This window comes from Sporosarcina sp. P25 (assembly GCF_002743235.1).
Classification (GTDB): domain Bacteria; phylum Bacillota; class Bacilli; order Bacillales_A; family Planococcaceae; genus Sporosarcina; species Sporosarcina ureae_B.
Genome location: NZ_PDYV01000005.1, coordinates 144,004 through 162,996, shown reverse-complemented (window position 1 = coordinate 162,996; position 18,993 = coordinate 144,004). Strand labels below are relative to the sequence as shown.

17 protein-coding genes are annotated in these 18,993 nt (G+C 40.8%); 8 read left to right on the top strand and 9 right to left on the bottom strand.

Going from position 1 to position 18,993, the window contains the following annotated elements:
- The first annotated feature begins 388 nt into the window (after positions 1 to 388).
- Both CSV70_RS16560 and CSV70_RS06830 read left to right on the top strand, forming a co-directional pair.
- Positions 389 to 1,081 (top strand): excalibur calcium-binding domain-containing protein, encoded by a 693-nt coding sequence (locus tag CSV70_RS16560; RefSeq protein WP_199171596.1) that lies wholly within the window; start codon positions 389 to 391, stop codon positions 1,079 to 1,081.
- Positions 1,082 to 1,318: 237 nt separating this feature from the next.
- Complete coding sequence (locus tag CSV70_RS06830) at positions 1,319 to 1,516, top strand: hypothetical protein (RefSeq protein ID WP_085131245.1); 198 nt, start codon at positions 1,319 to 1,321, stop codon at positions 1,514 to 1,516.
- An 88-nt stretch (positions 1,517 to 1,604) separates the two neighbouring features.
- Here the strand turns inward: CSV70_RS06830 and CSV70_RS06825 are convergent, their stop codons facing one another.
- Positions 1,605 to 2,276, bottom strand: coding sequence for a hypothetical protein (locus tag CSV70_RS06825; protein ID WP_099628764.1), 672 nt, complete (start codon positions 2,274 to 2,276; stop codon positions 1,605 to 1,607).
- 436 nt (positions 2,277 to 2,712) lie between these two features.
- Positions 2,713 to 2,916, bottom strand: coding sequence for a hypothetical protein (locus CSV70_RS06820; RefSeq protein WP_099627918.1), 204 nt, complete (start codon positions 2,914 to 2,916; stop codon positions 2,713 to 2,715).
- 244 nt (positions 2,917 to 3,160) lie between these two features.
- Between CSV70_RS06820 and CSV70_RS06815 the strand changes: the two genes are divergently transcribed.
- On the top strand, positions 3,161 to 3,547 hold the full coding sequence (locus CSV70_RS06815) for a hypothetical protein (RefSeq protein WP_099628763.1): 387 nt from the start codon (positions 3,161 to 3,163) through the stop codon (positions 3,545 to 3,547).
- A 167-nt stretch (positions 3,548 to 3,714) separates the two neighbouring features.
- On the opposite strand, the gene CSV70_RS06810 is transcribed toward CSV70_RS06815, so the two are convergent.
- Both CSV70_RS06810 and tyrS read right to left on the bottom strand, forming a co-directional pair.
- Entirely contained in the window at positions 3,715 to 4,059 is a 345-nt protein-coding gene (locus CSV70_RS06810; RefSeq protein ID WP_099627916.1) for a hypothetical protein, read from the bottom strand.
- A gap of 15 nt (positions 4,060 to 4,074) precedes the next feature.
- Positions 4,075 to 5,340 carry a tyrosine--tRNA ligase gene (gene tyrS / locus CSV70_RS06805; RefSeq protein ID WP_099627915.1) on the bottom strand — a complete coding sequence of 422 codons (1,266 nt, stop codon included), beginning with the start codon at positions 5,338 to 5,340 and terminating at the stop codon, positions 4,075 to 4,077.
- A 368-nt stretch (positions 5,341 to 5,708) separates the two neighbouring features.
- Between tyrS and CSV70_RS06800 the strand changes: the two genes are divergently transcribed.
- The 4 genes from CSV70_RS06800 to CSV70_RS06785 all read left to right on the top strand — a co-directional run bounded on the left by CSV70_RS06800 (position 5,709) and on the right by CSV70_RS06785 (position 11,378).
- Positions 5,709 to 8,657 (top strand): transglycosylase domain-containing protein, encoded by a 2,949-nt coding sequence (locus tag CSV70_RS06800; RefSeq protein WP_099628762.1) that lies wholly within the window; start codon positions 5,709 to 5,711, stop codon positions 8,655 to 8,657.
- A gap of 277 nt (positions 8,658 to 8,934) precedes the next feature.
- On the top strand, positions 8,935 to 9,567 hold the full coding sequence (locus tag CSV70_RS06795; RefSeq protein WP_099627913.1) for a GNAT family N-acetyltransferase: 633 nt from the start codon (positions 8,935 to 8,937) through the stop codon (positions 9,565 to 9,567).
- A gap of 15 nt (positions 9,568 to 9,582) precedes the next feature.
- A complete protein-coding gene (locus CSV70_RS06790) occupies positions 9,583 to 10,227 on the top strand; it encodes an acetoin utilization AcuB family protein (protein WP_085131253.1) in 645 nt (214 codons plus the stop codon).
- Positions 10,224 to 11,378, top strand: coding sequence for an acetoin utilization protein AcuC (locus CSV70_RS06785; protein ID WP_099628761.1), 1,155 nt, complete (start codon positions 10,224 to 10,226; stop codon positions 11,376 to 11,378). Before CSV70_RS06790 ends, CSV70_RS06785 begins: the two co-directional genes overlap by 4 nt.
- Positions 11,379 to 11,497: 119 nt before the next feature.
- On the opposite strand, the gene ccpA is transcribed toward CSV70_RS06785, so the two are convergent.
- Complete coding sequence (ccpA, locus tag CSV70_RS06780; RefSeq protein WP_085131254.1) at positions 11,498 to 12,499, bottom strand: catabolite control protein A; 1,002 nt, start codon at positions 12,497 to 12,499, stop codon at positions 11,498 to 11,500.
- 133 nt (positions 12,500 to 12,632) lie between these two features.
- Positions 12,633 to 13,715 (bottom strand): bifunctional 3-deoxy-7-phosphoheptulonate synthase/chorismate mutase, encoded by a 1,083-nt coding sequence (locus tag CSV70_RS06775; RefSeq protein ID WP_085131255.1) that lies wholly within the window; start codon positions 13,713 to 13,715, stop codon positions 12,633 to 12,635.
- Positions 13,716 to 13,935: 220 nt separating this feature from the next.
- On the opposite strand from CSV70_RS06775, the gene CSV70_RS06770 reads away from it, so the two are divergent.
- Positions 13,936 to 16,017 (top strand): cell division protein FtsA, encoded by a 2,082-nt coding sequence (locus CSV70_RS06770; RefSeq protein WP_233191764.1) that lies wholly within the window; start codon positions 13,936 to 13,938, stop codon positions 16,015 to 16,017.
- A 105-nt stretch (positions 16,018 to 16,122) separates the two neighbouring features.
- On the opposite strand, the gene CSV70_RS06765 is transcribed toward CSV70_RS06770, so the two are convergent.
- The 3 genes from CSV70_RS06765 to murC all read right to left on the bottom strand — a co-directional run bounded on the left by CSV70_RS06765 (position 16,123) and on the right by murC (position 18,884).
- Positions 16,123 to 16,899, bottom strand: a complete 777-nt coding sequence (locus tag CSV70_RS06765) for a YtxH domain-containing protein (RefSeq protein WP_099628760.1) — start codon at positions 16,897 to 16,899, stop codon at positions 16,123 to 16,125.
- 56 nt (positions 16,900 to 16,955) lie between these two features.
- Positions 16,956 to 17,408: a DUF948 domain-containing protein gene (locus tag CSV70_RS06760; protein WP_085131257.1), complete on the bottom strand. Its 453-nt coding sequence runs from the start codon at positions 17,406 to 17,408 to the stop codon at positions 16,956 to 16,958.
- Between the two features lie 162 nt (positions 17,409 to 17,570).
- The gene (murC, locus tag CSV70_RS06755) at positions 17,571 to 18,884 is read right to left on the bottom strand and encodes a UDP-N-acetylmuramate--L-alanine ligase (RefSeq protein WP_099628759.1); all 1,314 of its coding nucleotides are present in this window, start codon (positions 18,882 to 18,884) and stop codon (positions 17,571 to 17,573) included.
- Between the last annotated feature and the right edge of the window lie 109 nt (positions 18,885 to 18,993).

The window sequence follows — 18,993 nt, the reverse complement described above, 5'->3', positions numbered from 1 at the left end:
CCCCGTCAGCTGAGATATTCATCTCGGTTGGCGGGGTTTTTTGTGTTTTAAATAAAGTGACTATTAGTTAGCTAGCATCGCATGAATATGTTCCAAACATTCCATCAATATTCTTCTATCTTCAAGTAAAAAAAGTATGCTGTTTTGTAAAAGAGTAATTAAAGAGTATTCAGAGTTAAACACTATTCACTCTTTTTTAATGCGACATCAGTAATTTTCGAAAAAAACTATAATCATGATACATCCTGTCTTTCCATTGGAAATATTGACACAAATTTCATAATTAACCATTAATAATTAATGCTTTTGATGTATAATTAATAAGTCGGAATTAATTAATTATTTTTATTGCTATTAATTCTCATAAAAAAACTAATGAGGTGATAATGTGCTAGCAATTGCAGCAGTAGGTATGCTTATATTTATGTTTTCATTAATCTATCTAGCCTACCATTTACTTAAAAAGATAAAAGATAGAAAACGAACTTTATCAGGTAAGATCTTCTACCCTGCCTTAACTGGCGGGCTGATATTGTTCATTGTCGGAGCTGTCTATACAGATATAAATATTAAAGCTGATCTTGAAGAAGCTCAACAGAAAAATATTGATTTGATTGCAGAGAATGAAGAATTAAACTTGTTGTATACAGAACTCCAAGAAGAAAATAAAGAATTATTGGCAGAAAGTACAAGTGCGAATAAAGAGGTTGATAATTTAACTACGAAACTGGAAAGTTCAGAGAAAACAGCAAAAGATTTAAAGGACAAGCAAATGAAACATGAAGCAAAAAGTAAAGAGTTTGAAAAGGAAATCACTGATCTAAAGGCAAAAAACTCGAATTTGTCAGATGAAGTTCTTACTCTGAAAGATAAGATTGCAAGCAATAATTCGCCGTCAGTCTCAAGTTTATCTAGTAACGAATCAGGTTACTCTTCTAATAACTCTGTTTCAAATACAGGCCAATCATATTATCAGAATTGTACAGCAGCAAAAGCTGCAGGAGCTGCACCTGTATATTCTGATGATCCTGGATATGGTCCCCACTTAGATCGTGATGGCGACGGCGTCGGGTGTGAATGATTTTCTTGAAGATGCAATGAAAACTATTCTCTACAATCCTATTCTCTTCTTTTAATCACTTAAATGGCTCTAACTTTTAGGGGTTACATCAGTGTCAGGTACCTTATTATAGTTTATTTAGTACACAAGTAATTTTTTACGATACAAGTTCCTTATACGCTTCCATCGTCCCTCAACGGTTGCACGACTTTCATATCCTCCTGTTCATTCAAATATAATCACCTAGGAGGTGTTTTTTTGGATGGTAATAAAAGGTTGGCAGTTGAACTTGCTAAGGCTTTAATCCAGAATAACCATGTAAAGCCGGTTTTCAATAAGAGATACGATAGCGATACAAATATCATTGTATACACCATTGAAGAAAACGAGTTTTCCTTTAACGATATCGTATTGCATTTTGAAGAGTGTCTAAAGAAATCTAAAGAATATCACTAGAGCCTTGAATGGCTCTTTTTCTTATGGAAATACCTCTTACTTTGTTGGTGCTTCTTTCGGCTTTGTATATTTTTTATTTAACAAATTCTTAGTATTCATTCTCATCCATCTCAACCTCAAATATGTCTTTAATCTTCTGAGAAGCCACACCACCATAATGAACATAACCCGTCTCCGACCAATAAACTGATCTAGTCATCGTCCCATCTACTAGTTCAATTCCAAAAAACACACGCTTCCCTTCAGTCGCACGCCTATCTGGTTCATAGGGCATTACTAGCAACTCTTCAACCAGCTGCTCCGCATGCTCATCCGAAAACTCCCCAATGAACGATAAATCTTGCTCACTTTGTAAAATAACCCGCTGTACTTTTCCTTTAATATCTATAAAATCTCCAACCGTTTCAGCCGTATCCGATTCAGTTACTTCGTATACCTTCCCGTCTGCTATAATTCGAAATGCCGGATCATATCCTTTCATCGCAAATAACTTTGTGCCTTTTTGCAAATAAGCTGCATCTCCATTTTTCGTTTGATGATTCGTTCCCGCATGGCCATCCAATATATACTTTACTTCTCCTATTTCTCCAGCAGTTTCCCAGTCCTTATTAAGCTTGTTTATTTCATAGTTCGCCTCATACGTCGTATCATTCCATTTCACAAAATCTACCCAGTCAATAATCGTGTTCTGCGGGGATGGGTTGAAAGAGCAAGCTGTCAGCAATAATAAAATGGGAAGTAATAGCGTTCGTTTTCTCATAATTTTCCACTCCTTTTGAACGTAGACGTAGATTTTGGTTTTATGTTACAAATGATTAGCACGTTGGCTTTGCTCTCTATATAGAGCTGAGAAGCAAAAAGGATACTACGTACGAAAACTTTTCTCAGCAAATAATGACCAACGAAATATTCGTCGTCGAGATGCTTCTCGACACTATCTTTATTCTTTTATTCTTTAATTCTTTAATTTCTTAAGTTCTTTGGTTATAGGCCGTCCCAATATAATATGGTGTGTCGTTTCATTTTGGTACGCTCCTTCGTTTCAATGTGATACGTCCGTTGTACCACTTAGAAACATGCAATCAACTATATTTTAATGTTTTTATTATTAAATATGAGGAAGCAAGAATTCATTATGATAAGTAAATAAATCAAATAAAAAGAGCGCCCCTCGAAAGGACACTCTGAATGACTATTTATGCTCTATCTTCCGTAACTGAAACATATTGTACGTCTCTATAAAAGAAACAATATAACGTTCCTTTACTATCCGTAAAAACAATATCATTGCTTCGGGAATTTGTTGCGATCCCTAATGCCTCTTCTTGATCTGCCGCTTCAACTGTTCGTAAAATGCTTTCAGCGCCTGCAAAGTGGTAATGTACTCTGTACTTTTTCAAACTTCTCACTTCCCTCTAACTACAGTATTCGACATAAAGAATGAAAATCCTTTTATGTCTAGTATTTTTAAACGTTCAGGATTGATATCACTTACATGATTATTTTAGAAATACGCAAGTTGAGAATGTATGTTCTATACAAATGATTGAAAACATGATATGATAGACATCAAACATAAAGTAAGCAAATTTAAGTTAAACATCTATTGAAAAACACATACAAAAAAAATTTAGGAGGTATTATATGACAGATCGAGAACTTCTTGAACTTATGGTGGATAAAATGACAAACATGGAACAGGATTTCACTGTCTTTAAAAAAGATATTAAAGTTGAATTTTCTTCTCTAAAGTCCGATGTTGCTTCACTCAAAACGGATGTCTCGTCGCTCAAGACAGATGTTGCTGCACTCAAGACGGATGTTGCTTCTATTAAGGAAGAACAAAGATTTATGAAACAGGCTATCTTTGAACTTGATGCACGCTCCATTTCCACAGATGAGAAAATTGATGCTTTAACCGAGCATGTCTCACGGAATACAGAAAAATTAGATGAATTGCACACGACTCAACGCCTTGTAAATGATCACGATACAGACATTCGCATCATTAAAAAGATGTTGATTCAATAATCACATAATCAGGTAGCGTGCCTATGGGTTAATCAGTTCTAGCTGTTTTAACGCATAGGTACTTTTACTATAATTCGTTAGTCATTCATATCCCTCCCCCTCTACCAAGAGAATTATTATTTCCAACGCAAAAAGACACCTCCAAAGAGATGCCTTTTCATCAACTATTAATTGCGTAACTTATCATAAATCCGATCCATGATACTAACTAAAAAACCTTCATGCTTATTTAAAGCGGCTGAAGCCGCTTCGACTATATTTTCAGATCGCATCGCCGTCGCTTGTTTATTCGCTACGTTCCATAGTTTGAACGCTTCGACCAATTCTTGATGCTCACTGGCGAAAATGTCGGGTGGTGTTTCTTCTTTAATGGTTGTCGCCACACTAGTAAATCGCTTAGCGGCCTCTTTGACACCTTCTGGACTTTTTTCTTCAACTGCATCGATCATTTCATTAATCGCGTCGCCTATTAACCCTAATGTCATAGCGTACAGCATATACTCTTTTTTCAATTCCCTGTCTCCCAGTTAAACAAACTTCACCATACTATACTTCTTTTTCCCACGTCTCACAATGGTGAATGCGTCTTCTAAACGTTGCTCTGCTCCTACTGTGAATGCTGTATCTGTAATACGCTCTCCGTTGAAAGAAATTGCGCCGTTCGTCACGTCTTCACGTGCTTGGCGTTTGGATGGAGATACACCTGCTTGCACAATGAAATCGACGATGTTTTGATCGACTTTTTCCATTTCGACAGTCGGTACATCTTTAAACGCATCTTTCATTTCAGTAGCCGTCAACGCTTTTAAGTCTCCACTAAATAGCGCTGCTGAAATACGTAGCGCTTGATCCAGTGAGTCCTGACCGTGAACAAGACGCGTCATTTCTTCCGCTAACGTCTTCTGCGCTTTACGTAAATGCGGCTCTTCTTGTACGGATACTTCAAGCGTTTCGATTTCTTCACGGCTTAGGAATGTGAAGATTTTCAAGTATTTCACAACGTCCGCGTCGGCTGCGTTGATCCAGAATTGATAGAACTCGTATGGCGATGTTTTCTTTGCATCGAGCCATACCGCGCCGCCAGCAGATTTACCGAATTTCGTGCCATCTGCTTTTGTTACTAATGGAATGGTAAATCCGTATGCTTGTACTTCTTCTTCATGCATTTTGCGGATGACTTCTAGACCTGTCGTGATATTTCCCCACTGATCTGATCCACCGATTTGCACGCGGCAATTATGGTGATCGAATAAGTGATTGAAATCCGCACCTTGCATCAACATGTACGAGAATTCCGTGAAGGAAATTCCTTGATCTAAACGGGATGCCACATTATCTTTTGCTAGCATGTAATTGACGCTTAGCAATTTACCGTAGTCACGTAAGAATTCGATCAATGACATGGAACCGATCCAGTCATTATTGTTGACAAGTTTCGCACCATTTTCTGTTTGGAAATCAAAAATCATTTCTAATTGTTTTTTGATTCCGCGAACATTCGCGTCTACTTGTTCTGTCGTCTGTAATTGGCGTTCTTCAGAGCGTCCAGATGGATCTCCAATCATCCCTGTCGCGCCACCGATTAATAGAATCGGCTGGTGTCCGTGTAACTGGAAGCGACGCAATGTCAGCAACGGTACGATATGACCGATGTGCATACTATCTGCTGTTGGGTCTACCCCGCAGTATAGTGAAATCTTTTCGTCTGTTAGCAGCTTCTCAAGACCTTCTTCATTCGTCTGTTGGTATAGCAAGCCTCTCCAACGTAAATCATCCATTAATTCATTCGACATGTTTATTTCCCCCTATTTTCAACATAAAAAGTCCCCACACGATCACTAAATGATCATGCAGGGACGTTAGTTGAGTAATTATAACGCGGTACCACCCGGCTTGAGAGTAAATACTCTCCGGCTTTGAGGCGCTCGTAACGTTGCGCAAAACGTACACTCCAAAACTGTAATTCATGTATAGTGCACCGAACAGCTTCCACCAACCGCTGTCTCTCTAGAACGGAACTCACTATCATTACTTCGGTTTTTTCGACATGTAATTTCGTATGAGTTCAATTTTACCCAACTTCCAATGAAAGTCAACAATTATTGCATATTTTCTCCTGAATCTGTGATATAATGAGTAAGATTTTTGGGGGGAGAAAACTTTGAATAACGAAAAGAATAATAGAATTAAGCAACTCGAAGATAAGTTTGAACAAGCGAAAAAAGAGCCTTGGGCTAGAAAACTTCGCATCGGAACTGGCGTACTTTGGAACTTGTTTATATTACTCATTATCTTCGCCGTCATTGGGGCGGTATTTGCGGGTTCAGTTGGTGCAGGATATTTCGCTTCTCTCGTTGCGGAAGAACCTCTGCGTTCTAAGGAAGAACTTCGTGATCAGGTGTTTAATTATGAAGAGACATCTGAAATGTACTTTGCAGACAATATTTATCTAGGCAAGATCAACTCGGATATCGAACGCCGACAAATTACGCTAGATCAAGTTTCACAGTATGCACTGGACGCTGTACTGGCTACTGAGGATGAATACTTTGAAGAACACAATGGTATCGTGCCAAAAGCGATATTCCGTGGTGTATTCCAAGATGTGACGAACTCAGACAGTCAAACAGGTGGATCGACACTTACTCAGCAGTTAGTGAAAAACCAGATCTTGACGAACGAAGTTTCTTATGAGCGTAAAGCTAAAGAAATTTTGCTAGCTATGCGCTTGGAACACTTCATGACGAAAGATGAGATTCTCGAAGCCTATTTGAACATCATTCCGTATGGTCGGGATGTGTCGGGACAGAATATCGCCGGTATCGAAACAGCCGCACGCGGAATCTTCGGCATTAAAGCTGCTGATTTAAGTTTACCGCAAGCTGCGTATATTGCAGGTATTCCACAAGCGCCTTATACGTACACACCGTTCTACAGTAAAAATCAAGGAATTAAAGAACGGGAAAAACTTATGTACGGTGTCAACCGAATGAAAACGGTATTGTTCAGAATGCGTGATGCGGGGTATATTACGGATGCAGAATGGAAGGAAGCAAAAGCTTACGATGTAACTAAAGACTTTAGACAACCTTCACGTCGTGCAACCGAACGTTATCCGTATGTCACGCAAGAAATTCAAAATCGCACGATCGAAATTTTAGCTGAAGTTTTAGCTGAAAAAGATGGTATCGACACAGACCGTTTTGAAGGAGATTCCAAGATTAAAGAAAAATACGAAATCATGGCAGACCGTTCTATGCGAACAGACGGCTATCGTATTTACTCGACTATCAACAAAGAGCTGTATGACAAAATGAATGAAGTGGCTGACAGCTTTAGATACTACGGTTATACGTATACTTCTGAAACAATGGATGAAGAATCAGGCAAAATGATTACTAAAGAAAACCCTGTTCAAGTCGGTGCATCGATGATTGAAAACCATACCGGGAAAGTACTTTCATTCGTTGGTGGCCGTGATTACGAACTTGAAGCATTGAATCACTCCACTCAAGCTTACCGACAAAACGGTTCTTCCATGAAACCATTACTGGTTTATGCACCTGCCATTGAATATGGTGTAATTGGTGCGGGAAGTCCACTAGTGGATGTGAAGTTTAGAAAAGGCAGTTACGCTCCCGGAAACTACTTTGACCGTGAGCTCGGTGTATTGCCGGCCCGCGAATCACTGGCACGTTCACAAAACTTATCTACTATTCGTCTATATGACCAGATAATAGATCGAAACCCTATTGATTTCCTTAAGAAAATGAAATTTAAAAATGCTACGGATCAGGCAGGCAGCGGACTTTCTGCATCCTTAGGTACGATGGATGTCACTGTAGAGGAAAACACAAATGCTTTCGCTACATTTGCTAATGGCGGTCAATTCATCGAATCGTATATGATCGAACGAATTGAAGACATGAAAGGTAATATAGTATTTGAACACAAAGCAGAACCAGTGGAAGTGTTTAGTCCGGAAACTTCTTATATCATCACCGATATGATGCGTGATGTATTAAAAGGATATGGTACGGCTGCAAGATTGCCTGGCTTGATGAATTTCCGTCCGGATTTAGCTGCTAAGACGGGAACATCGCAGAATTACGGAGACGCTTGGTTAGTCGGCTATAACCCAAACGTATCATTGGGTGTCTGGATGGGCTATAAAAACAGAAATACACCGTTATATCATGGCTACAACAGTGGTCAAATGCATCCATCAGAACGGACAGCACGATTGTACGGACAATTGATGAATACAGCCAACGCTGTAATACCTGACACTATTAAAGCGAGAGATACTTTTAAACGCCCTAATGGCGTCGTCACACGTTCATTCTGTGGCATTTCAGGTCTCGCTCCTTCTGCCGCTTGTTCAGCAGCAGGACTCGTTCGATCGGATTTATTTAATTCGAAAAAGATGGTTCCTACGAAAGCGGATGACAGTATCGTTTCATCAGCAGCCGTTCGAGTGAATGGTAAACTGTATCAGGCGTTAGCTTCTACTCCTCGTGAATTTGTCACGTCTGGTGGAGTTGGCGTAACTTCTGAATACGGCAAGCGGATGCTTGGACGCCTAGGCGGAAATCCTTCTAAACTACTTGCGGGTCGTGGCAGTTATTCAAGCGGTGTCGCAGGCGGCACATTCCCTGCAGACAATGTACCACCTACAGCCGTATCGGCAGCACAAAATGGTTCAGTTCTTACATGGACTAGTTCCGCTTCAAATGATGTCGTCGGGTATTACATCTATCAAAACGGTACCAGAATCGGTACGGTTCATGACGGAGCTTCTAGATCGTTTAAAGTCGGATATGGTTCATACAGTGTGCGCGCAGTGGATATTACCGGACAACTTTCGGGGCCTTCGAACACCGTAACCAATGCCGCACCTACACCAAAAGCGGAACCAAAACCAAATACGGACTCTGGAACAAAACCAGGTACGACAACTCCAGAAACAAAGCCTGACGCAAAACCGGATACAAATTCTGAATCGAAGCCGGAAACTAAACCGGAAAGTACACCAGAATCTACACCAGAAACAACACCTGAAGCTACACCGGAACCAAAGCCGGATGCAGCTCCAGCAGCAAAAGAATAATTAAAGAACCGGATGACAATGCTAGACTGTCATCCGGTTTTATTTTGTCTCTCCAGGATTTTACTAACGTGATGGAGAAACTTCTCCTCCCTCTTCTTCATTCCAATCACACTATTTTTACTATCCACCTATAAATTCCAACAATTCAGTGATTTAATGATAATAATATACTTTTCCCCAATATAAATTGTATACTTAACACAGAGTAGCACGTACTGAACTTACATCGAGCTTTTGAACGTACAAAGAGTAGAAATATTAGGAAGAGGTGAACTGTGTGGAACATAGAAAGACCTACTTTTCCAGATCATTTCCACATGACGAGGGTGAACTGGTCATTGAAGGGCCTGTTTCATCAGAGCGACTGGCATCGTTTGAATTTCATGAAGGACTGAAAGCATTCCGTCCTTCTAAACAACAACAACAAGCCTTAGTGAAAATCGCCGCGTTTCCTGAAGGTCGGATCAATGTAGCGAGAATCGATAATATGATTGTTGGGTATGTTACGTTTCTCTATCCCGATCCACTCGAACGCTGGTATGAAGCAGACTTGGCCAATTTAATAGAACTAGGCGCCGTCGAAGTAGTTGCAGCTTATCGCGGCGCACGTATCGGGAAATCCTTACTGGAATTATCGATGCTGGATGATGCGATGGAAGATTATATTATTATTACGACTGAATATTATTGGCACTGGGATCTAAAAGGAACCGGTTTGACCGTATGGGATTATCGCAAAATGATGGAGAAAATGATGCGGGCAGGTGGCTTGGAATTCTTCTCTACTGATGATCCCGAAATTTGCTCGCACCCCGCCAATGCATTAATGGCAAGGATTGGAAAACGAGTCGATCAAGAATCCATCGAACGCTTTGATCGTGTGCGTTTCAAAAATCGTGTTAATTACTGAAAGTGAGGAATGATCATGCTAATACAAGACATTATGAAAACAGACGTGATTACGCTTAATTCTACACACACCATTGCAGATGCAGTTCAACTGATGAAGGAAAAACGAATCCGCCACATTCCCATCGTAAAAGACGGGCAGATAGAAGGTCTAGTTACAGACCGTGACGTCAAAGAGGCTTCTCCTTCAAGCATTTCGGAGAGATTGGAACCTTCACTTTATGAAACGACACTTGACAAAATCATGAAAACTGATTTACTGATCGGACATCCGCGAGACTTTGCGGAGGAAGCTGCGTTAATGTTTTATACGTATGAAATTGGGTGTTTGCCCATCGTTTCTAATTATCAACTAGTCGGAATTCTAACTAAAACTGATTTACTGTATAACTATATTGAATTAACAGGTGCCAATCAGCCAAGTTCACATATCCAAATTCGCGTTCCAAACACACCGGGTATTCTATATGAAGCATCTAAAGTATTTCACGACCATAATACAAACGTCCTGAGTGTCCTTGTCTATCCTTATCAAGATAATGAAGAGTACAAAATTTTAGCTATTCGCATTAAGCGAATGAACCCTCTTCCGATTATCGAAGGTTTAAAAAAGCAAGGATTCGAAGTTCTTTGGCCGAGCGAACCGGAGATGGGCTTATGAAAAAACAAGCGAGTTTTATCTTTTCTCCCGACCAACTGAACTACGAATTTTCGGATACCCACCCTTTTAATCAAAAGCGAATCATTTTGACAAAAGATTTACTAGATGAAATGAACACGATCGAGCCAGATGAAATTGTCATTCCGCGCACAGCCACAGATGAAGAATTGCTTCTGGCTCATGATGCAAAGTATATCGAAATCGTAAAAAAAGCGAGTATAGGTCAGGTCAGCGAAAATATCGGGAGTATTTACGGTATCGGTACGGAAGATACACCCTTCTTCACCGGCATGCATGAAGCGAGTGCATTGCTCGTAGGCGGTACACTAACCGCGATTGAAGAAGTAATGGAAGGTCGTTCAAGATATGCGCTGAACCTCGGCGGTGGCTTGCATCACGGCTTCCAAGGGAAAGCTTCTGGCTTCTGTATTTATAACGATAGTTCAGTAGCTATCAAATACTTACAGCAAAAATATGGAGCTCGCGTATTATATGTGGATACTGACGCTCACCACGGCGACGGAGTGCAATGGACGTTTTACGATGACCCGAATGTTTGTACATTCTCTATCCACGAAACAGGTCGCTACTTGTTTCCTGGGACAGGCAATGTGACAGAACGAGGAAACGGAGCAGGTTACGGCACTTCATTCAACTTCCCTGTCGACGCATTTACAGAAGATGAATCGTTCCTACATATTTATAAGACGGCCTTGCGGGAAGTAGCGGAACACTTTAAGCCCGACGTCATTCTTACCCAAAACGGAGCAGATGCACACTACTTCGATCCACTCACGCATCTGTATGGCACTATGAAGATTTACGAAGAAATCCCGAAACTAGCAAAAGAAATCGCAGAAGAATTCTGTGATGGGAAATGGATTGCAATAGGCGGTGGCGGATACGACATCTGGCGTGTAGTGCCACGGGCATGGTCGCACTTATGGCTTACTATGAAAGGCATCGCTACACCAACAGGGAGACTTCCAGAAGCTTGGCTAAATAAATGGCAACCTCAATCACTTGTTTCCCTTATCGAGACGTGGGAAGACCCTGAAGACTTATATGAACCCGTTCCTCGTAAAAGTGACATCAACGAAAAAAATGAGCAAATGCTAACGAGAGCTTTGCACGTCATTCGAAAATCATAATAAAAAGCAACTTATCGCTAAGATAAGTTGCTTTTCGTGTTTATATTTTTTAAAAATAAGGTCTTAGTGTTTTAGATTCAAAACACCCATTCATCTTCGTGACAGACAGTGAATGCCGCTTACTTCTTAACCGACTGCCGCTCTTCCAAATAATAAGGCAGAACCACTTCGGTCTCTTCTACTTCTTCCTTATTCATCAACTTTGTCAACAAACGCATCGATACGGCACCCAAGTCATACAACGGTACTACAATCGCAGTCAACTGCGGACGAACAATACGCGCAAGAATAGAGTGTTGGAAACAAATAATCTCCACATCCTCAGGAATTCTAAGATTCTCATCACGCACACCATTCATAATACCGATTGCGACTTCGTCACTGCTCGTCATGACAGCCGTTGGAGGATTAGACAGCTTACCGAGCACATTCCAGCTCTCATAAGCGTCATCATACGTATTGTCGGTTTCCACGATCAATGACTCGTCAATCGTCATCCCCGCTTCTTCCAACGCACGAATATACCCAACACGCTTGCACAGTCGATTAATGTCCCGCGTAAATGGTCCTGAAACAAACGCAATACGCTGGTGGCCATTGTCGATTAGCTTCTTTGTTACATCATATGCCGCTTGTTCATGATCAATATTGACAGATGGTAAATTGGTTTCAAAATCCAATGTCCCTGCCAAGACGATTGGAACGTTCGCTGTTTTCATTTCTTTCCGTACTTCAGGTGAAATAGAATCACTCATGAAGATCAATCCATCTACTTGCTTGCCTAAATGATCTTCAAACAATTCCACTTCCCGAGAGGTACTCTTGTCCGAATTGGATATGATGATATTGTATTCATACATCGTGGCAACGTCTGCAATCCCTCTGGATAACTCGGCGTAGTAACTCTTGGACATATCGGGGACAATTACTCCAATCGTTGTAGTACGCTTGCTGGCAAGTCCACGAGCGACGGCGTTTGGCCGGTATCCCAATCGTTCAATACAGTCCAATACTTTTTTGCGAGTCGCCGGCTTCACGTTTTGATTGCCGTTCACTACACGTGAAACCGTTGCCATCGATACGTTTGCTTCTCTCGCTACATCGTAAATAGTGATAGCCATTTTTGCTCCTCCTGTCTTTATACTTTATTAGTATACCGTGTTCTGCTGGATTTTTGTGTTTTTCTGTGAAGAAACCTGTCATTCTATACAGAAAAACACCGACCTTTACTAATAAAGGACGGTGTTGGATGTTTTAGATCGTTTGGTGCGTGTTCATGAAGCGAGTCATCTCTTCGTAGAACTTGTCAAACTGCTCAATATCCATTTGCTGCGCTGAATCCGATAATGCTACAGCTGGGTCCGGATGAACCTCTGCCATAACGCCGTCTGCTCCTACTGCGATTGCTGCTTTCGCTGTCGGAAGCAATAAGTCTTTACGGCCAGTGGAGTGTGTAACGTCCACGAATACCGGTAAATGTGTTTCTTGCTTCAAAATTGGAACAGCAGAGATGTCCAGCGTGTTTCGAGTTGCCGTCTCATATGTACGAATTCCTCGCTCACATAGCATGATCTCCGTATTACCTTTAGAAATAATATATTCAGCTGCATTGACGAACTCAGAAATCGTTGCAGACATTCCACGCTTTAGAAGAACTGGCTTATCGACCATTCCAGCTTCTTTCAGCAATTCGAAGTTCTGCATGTTACGAGCACCGATCTGGATCACATCGATATATTCGAGCGCTTCCTCCAAGTGTGACGGTGTAATGATTTCTGTGACGATTGAAAGTCCAGTTTCATCTGCAACTCGCTTGAGAATTTTTAAACCTTCAAGGCCTAAACCTTGGAAATCATATGGAGATGTACGTGGCTTGTAAGCTCCCCCACGAATCATCGTCAATCCTTTTGCTTTGATCGACTTCGCTACTGCCAAAACCTGCTCGTAAGATTCTACTGCACAAGGTCCAAATACGAAAGATGGATGTCCGTCTCCGATTTTATGGCCGTTTACGTCAACAATCGTGTCTTCAGGTTTTTTAGTACGGGATACGAGCAATGCATTCTTCTGCTCATCTTGCTGTACTTCAAGTGCTGACATGAAAATAGATTTAAATACCTGTTCAAGGATACCGTCTGGTAAAGGACCATGGTTTGCCTTCTTTAAGACGTTGAGCATCTCGCGTTCGCGAATCGGATCATATCTATTTACACCTTGCTTTTCTTTTAACTTACCAATTTCTTGGATAACGCCTGTACGTTCATTGATCAATTTAAGAATATCTAAGTTCAATTGATCAATAGTACCTCTCAACTCACCTAAATCTTGCTTGCTCATAATACCTGTCTCCTCCCCGTACATATCTTCCTTTTCTAACACCGGAATCTATGGTACATTTTTATATAATAGACCTAGTATAATGAATACTCATAGAAAAGTCACGCAATTTCATCGAATAAATAAATATTCACTATTTTCCAATAGAAAAAAACTTGAAAAGAGGTTGGAAATCCTGGCTACTAAGCTATTCGCTCTTGATATCGGGACTCGCACCGTTGTGGGCATTGTACTAGAAGAACAAAACGATTCATTCCATATTGTAGACTTGATTTCTAAAGAACATAAAGAACGATCGATGATTGATGGACAAATACATAATATTGTAAGCGTGGCGTCTATAATTCAAGAAATCAAAGAACAATTGGAAGAAATTCACGGACCTCTGAAACGTGTTAGTGTTGCGGCAGCAGGACGTTCATTGAAAACAGCAGAAGGAACTGTGACGGTAGACATTTCAGATCGCACATTGATGTCAAAAGAAGATATTAATCGATTGGAATTAGTAGCTGTACAAAACGCACAGGAAAAATTACTATCCGCTCATCAATCGCAAGAGGACGATCACTATTATTGCGTAGGTTATTCTGTCTTATATTACAAATTGCAAGATGAACAGATTGGAAGTCTGATTGATCAAAAAGGGAAATCAGCTACCGTAGAAGTCATTGCCACATTTTTACCACGAGTGGTTGTAGAATCCTTACTTGCCGCGTTAAAGCGGGCCAATTTGGAAATGGAAGCTTTAACACTCGAGCCGATTGCTGCTATTCATGTGCTCGTACCTCCTTCCATGAGGAGATTGAATATCGCGTTGGTCGATATTGGAGCCGGCACATCAGATATTGCCATTGTCAGGGATAATACCGTGACAGCATATGGAATGGTACCTGTTGCGGGAGACGAAATGACCGAAGCACTAAGTGTACACTACTTGCTCGATTTTCCATTAGCTGAACAAATGAAGCGACAAATTACTGAACAAGAGGTGTTGACGGTTCAAGACATTTTAGGATTCGAACAAAAAATACCTTCAGAAGAAGTAATCGATGTCATCAGACCTTCAGTGAAACATGTAGCGTTATCCATTGCGAATGAAATCAAACGATTGAATCATCACTCTTCTCCGCAAGCCGTGATGATTGTTGGAGGTGGAGGATTAACACCTACATTAACGAAAGAAGTGAGTACGCAACTAGACCTTCCTGAGAACCGCGTAGCCATTCGAAGTCTCGATGCGTTGTCAGGTGTTACACTTTCCGACCAAATCGAAGCCTCTCCTGCGCTCGTAACGCCAATCGGCATTGCAATCGCAGCGCAAAGAGCTCCGATTCATTACATTTCCTTAACCGTCAACGACCAATCCGTTCGATTATTCGAGCTAAAAGAGCTTACAGTAGGCGATGCACTGCTAGCAGCCCGCATTACTGCTCGTCAGTTATACGGTAGACCTGGACTGGCACTGACTGTAAAAGTAAACGGGCAGTGGAGAACACTCCCTGGCGAGCACGGCTCATCCACTACTATCCTGTTAAACGGTACTGAAGTCGGCACGAAGGATCTTGTCGGGCACCAAGACCACGTTGAGCTACTGTTCGGTAAAGACGGCACAGATGCTTCAGCGACAGTCAGAGACGTGGTAGATGCGCTCGAACCGATACATTATCAGTTGGACGGTGTAACACAGACGATTACCGGTGTAATGTTGCTTAACGGAAAGACGGTGACAATGGATACCGAGATTGCGGATCGGGATGAACTGATAGTGAATCCAACGAATAGAATACAAGATGTGATAGCGTCTCATGTAAGCCTGGGGACAGAATCGTTCACTGTGGCATGGGATGGAACTCGCCATCGTCTGAGGAAGCGTGAGATCGTCTACATCGCAAACGGACAACCAGTCTCAGCCGACTATCAAATTCACGCAAACGATAGTATTGAAACGCGTCAACCTGCACCTCTTTCCTTAAAGGAAATAGCTAGAGAGTTAGGTATCGTTCTAGAGGAGCGTGCCGACGTAACATTTAATGATGAGCCTGTGGTGATCAAAAAACAACGAACTACCGTGTATGTAAACGGACAACCAGCTAGTCTTGACTACCAAGTACAAGCTAATGACCAAGTGGAGTTCAAGTCATTACCTAATTCCCCTATACTATTCAGTGATATATTTTCATTCACTGATTTTTCATTACCGTCTCAATCTACCGCCGCCTATTACTTATTGCGTAATGGCGAATCCATCCGCTTCAATGAATGGATATTCGGTGGAGATCAACTGGAAATTGTATTTGAATAAAAGCTACGCTGTGCGGAAAAGCCGCCTGGCGTAGCTTTTTCCTATTCTCCTTTTTCTTTACTAGTACATATAAAAAAACCTTCCCGTGAAGGAAGGTTTTCGCTATTATTTAGAATGAATTTTATTGTTATTGTTTGATGAGGAATTGTTTGTTTTAGACTGATTAGTATCCTTTTTAGCAGAAGCGTTTGCTTTAGGAGATTTATTATCATTGTTTTTGTTTGAAGAGTTGTCAGATTTACCTTGAACTTCATTTTTGTTTGATGTTTCTTTTACTTTTGAAAGTTCTCCTGATTTTTCATTGTTTTCTTTTGTACTTTTATAATCAGTTGCTTCTTCACCTTCAGATGATACTGTACCATCGTCCATTGGAACATTCGCTTTGGACTTCGCAGACTTCACTTTGTCTACTAACTGCCCTGATTGTTCTTGGATGTTTTGAGACAACTCAGAAGTCTTCTCTTTTGCGGCTGTAGTGAACGCTGCAGTTTTTTCTTTTGCCGTATCTGTGAATTCAGCTGTGTAATCTTTTGCTGCACTTGATAATTCAGTTGCTTTATCTTTTGCTGTGCTTGATAGCTCTACCGCTTTATCTTTTGCTGTGGAGCTTAATTCAATACTCTTATCTTTTAATTGTGAAGCTTGTGTAGTTAAATCTTCTCGCATTTCACGGCCTGTCTTCGGCGCTAAGAACAATGCAGTTGCCGCTCCGATTACACCACCAATGATTGCACCGGCAATGAAACTACCTGTACCGCTGCTATCTTCATCATACAGATCATTTGTTGAACGGTATGTGTAGTTCGCTGGGTATTGTGGCTGTCCATACGTATTAGAGTAGTTACCTGTGTTGTCGTTATAGTTCGGTTTGTTTTCTGTCATTTTTTCTTCCTCCTGTTAATTAACTTTTTTGTATGTTTTAAAGGAAAATGCTTGTACTAGGAGCGCGATTTGTATACTGTCCAGCCAGCGGACTTTTTAGGTTGCCGTTCCTTTACTTGATCATACAGATTCACTGCAACGGTTCCCCACTGTACTACTTGCGCGATTTTGTCACTGTTTTGTTCGGCTTGGGTAGTTACGGAGCTTGAGATTCGATGAACTGATTGATTAAGAGTATTCACCGAGTCACCTACTCCTTTTACCGCCTCCACCACAGTGTTCAGCTTGTCCGCTTTTCCTTGTAAATCTTCGGCTAGCTGATTGGTTTTTTGAAGGAGTTGTGTACTTTCTGTAGTCACTCCCTCTAATTGCTTTGATAAGTCATCTACTGTATGCGAGACACTCTGTAAAGATGTCTTTAACGACCCCAGTGTCTTAGCTAGACTTACACAAAGAATAAGAAATGCGATTGCGGCAATCACTGCTGCAACGTAAAGTAAATTGATCACTTACGTTATCCTCCTAGAGCATATTCTTACGAAAACTTTACCCCTCTTTTAGAGTTTCTAAACTTTTCGTCCTACTACTCCTGTTCGACATAACTAGGTAATATCCTTTAACGTAACGAAAAAAAGTCTTAAAAAAAGAAGAAACAGCCCTCTCATAAGAGATTAGGCTGTTTCTTCTTTAGTAATGTCAGACTTAAATTGTTTTAAATATAATTGGATATCTCCGGCTCCCATAAATAAGATTACAGAATTTTGATGTGCTTCTAAATCTGACATATCTTCTATTTTCAAATGTTGGGAATTAGGGATTTTATCTATCAAATCATGGATCGTTAAACTACCGACTTTCTCTCGTGCAGATCCAAAGATATCACATAAATATACATGATCTGCTTCAGATAAACTTTCTGCAAATTGATCTAACATCGCAGCGGTTCTGCTGAATGTATGCGGTTGGAATACCGCAATCACTTCACGATTCGGATATTTTTGACGTGCTGAATCCAATGTTGCGCGGATTTCAGTAGGATGATGCGCATAGTCATCCACTATGACACGGTCATCTAATTCCAAGACAGAAAAACGTCTTTTCACGCCTGTAAACGACGCAAAGCGTTCATTTACAATTTCAGCTGGAATATTTTCATAATGACAGAGTGCAATAACACTCAACGCATTTCTAATGGCATGATCGCCTGTTAATGTAATCGTAAAACGATGATAGAATTCATTTCGGATGAACACGTCAAACGAACAGCCGTTTTCATCTTTTTCTATATTTGCTGCGTAAAAGTCATTGGATGAATCCAAGCCATAATAGACAATCGGAACTTGGCATTGGAGTTTCTGAAGATTATCGTCGTCACCACAAGCGATTAACGCCTTCTTCACTTGACTCGCCATCTGTCCGAAAGCGTCCAAGATATCGTCCAAACTTGTGAAGTAGTCCGGATGATCAAAATCTATATTTGTCATGATGGCGTAGTCTGGATGGTATGCCAAAAAGTGGCGTTTGTATTCACATGCTTCGAATACAAAGTTCTCCGCATTCTCGATACCTTTACCTGTACCGTCTCCAATTAAGTAAGAAGTTGGCGCAAAGCCACCCAATACATGCGCAAGCAAGCCCGTTGTAGACGTTTTACCATGCGTTCCCGTCACCCCGATGGAAGTAAATTGTTCCATATAGTTGCCAAGGAAATCATGATAACGAATAACTTCTACCCCAAGTTCTTCTGCCCGTAATAATTCAGGATGATCATCTTTAAATGCGTTTCCCGCAATCACTTTCATACCTGGCTGAATATTATTTTCGTCAAATGGCAGTACTTTTATATTTCTTTCACGTAAGGGATCTTCTGTGAAAAAGTATTTTTCCACATCAGAACCTTGAACTTTATACGAAGAGTCATGCAGCAACTGGGCAAGGGAACTCATTCCCGATCCTTTTATGCCAGTAAAATGTAACAATGTCATATTGAAACCTCCCGGGAGTTCTTTCATCCCACTTTTTATCTTCAATCGTCTGTAATAGACGAGAAGATTATTTCTTGTCATAGTATACCATGCGTTTGATCAAACCTTT

Bases quoted from the DNA above. Each gene is read 5' to 3' on its own strand.
- CSV70_RS06825 (WP_099628764.1), bottom strand. From the start codon at position 2,276: ATGAGAAAACGAACGCTATTACTTCCCATTTTATTATTGCTGACAGCT.
- CSV70_RS06815 (WP_099628763.1), top strand. From the start codon at position 3,161: ATGACAGATCGAGAACTTCTTGAACTTATGGTGGATAAAATGACAAAC.
- tyrS (WP_099627915.1), bottom strand. From the start codon at position 5,340: ATGTCGAATGAATTAATGGATGATTTACGTTGGAGAGGCTTGCTATAC.
- CSV70_RS06790 (WP_085131253.1), top strand. From the start codon at position 9,583: ATGCTAATACAAGACATTATGAAAACAGACGTGATTACGCTTAATTCT.
- CSV70_RS06785 (WP_099628761.1), top strand. From the start codon at position 10,224: ATGAAAAAACAAGCGAGTTTTATCTTTTCTCCCGACCAACTGAACTAC.
- ccpA (WP_085131254.1), bottom strand. From the start codon at position 12,499: ATGGCTATCACTATTTACGATGTAGCGAGAGAAGCAAACGTATCGATG.
- CSV70_RS06775 (WP_085131255.1), bottom strand. From the start codon at position 13,715: ATGAGCAAGCAAGATTTAGGTGAGTTGAGAGGTACTATTGATCAATTG.
- CSV70_RS06765 (WP_099628760.1), bottom strand. From the start codon at position 16,899: ATGACAGAAAACAAACCGAACTATAACGACAACACAGGTAACTACTCT.
- murC (WP_099628759.1), bottom strand. From the start codon at position 18,884: ATGACATTGTTACATTTTACTGGCATAAAAGGATCGGGAATGAGTTCC.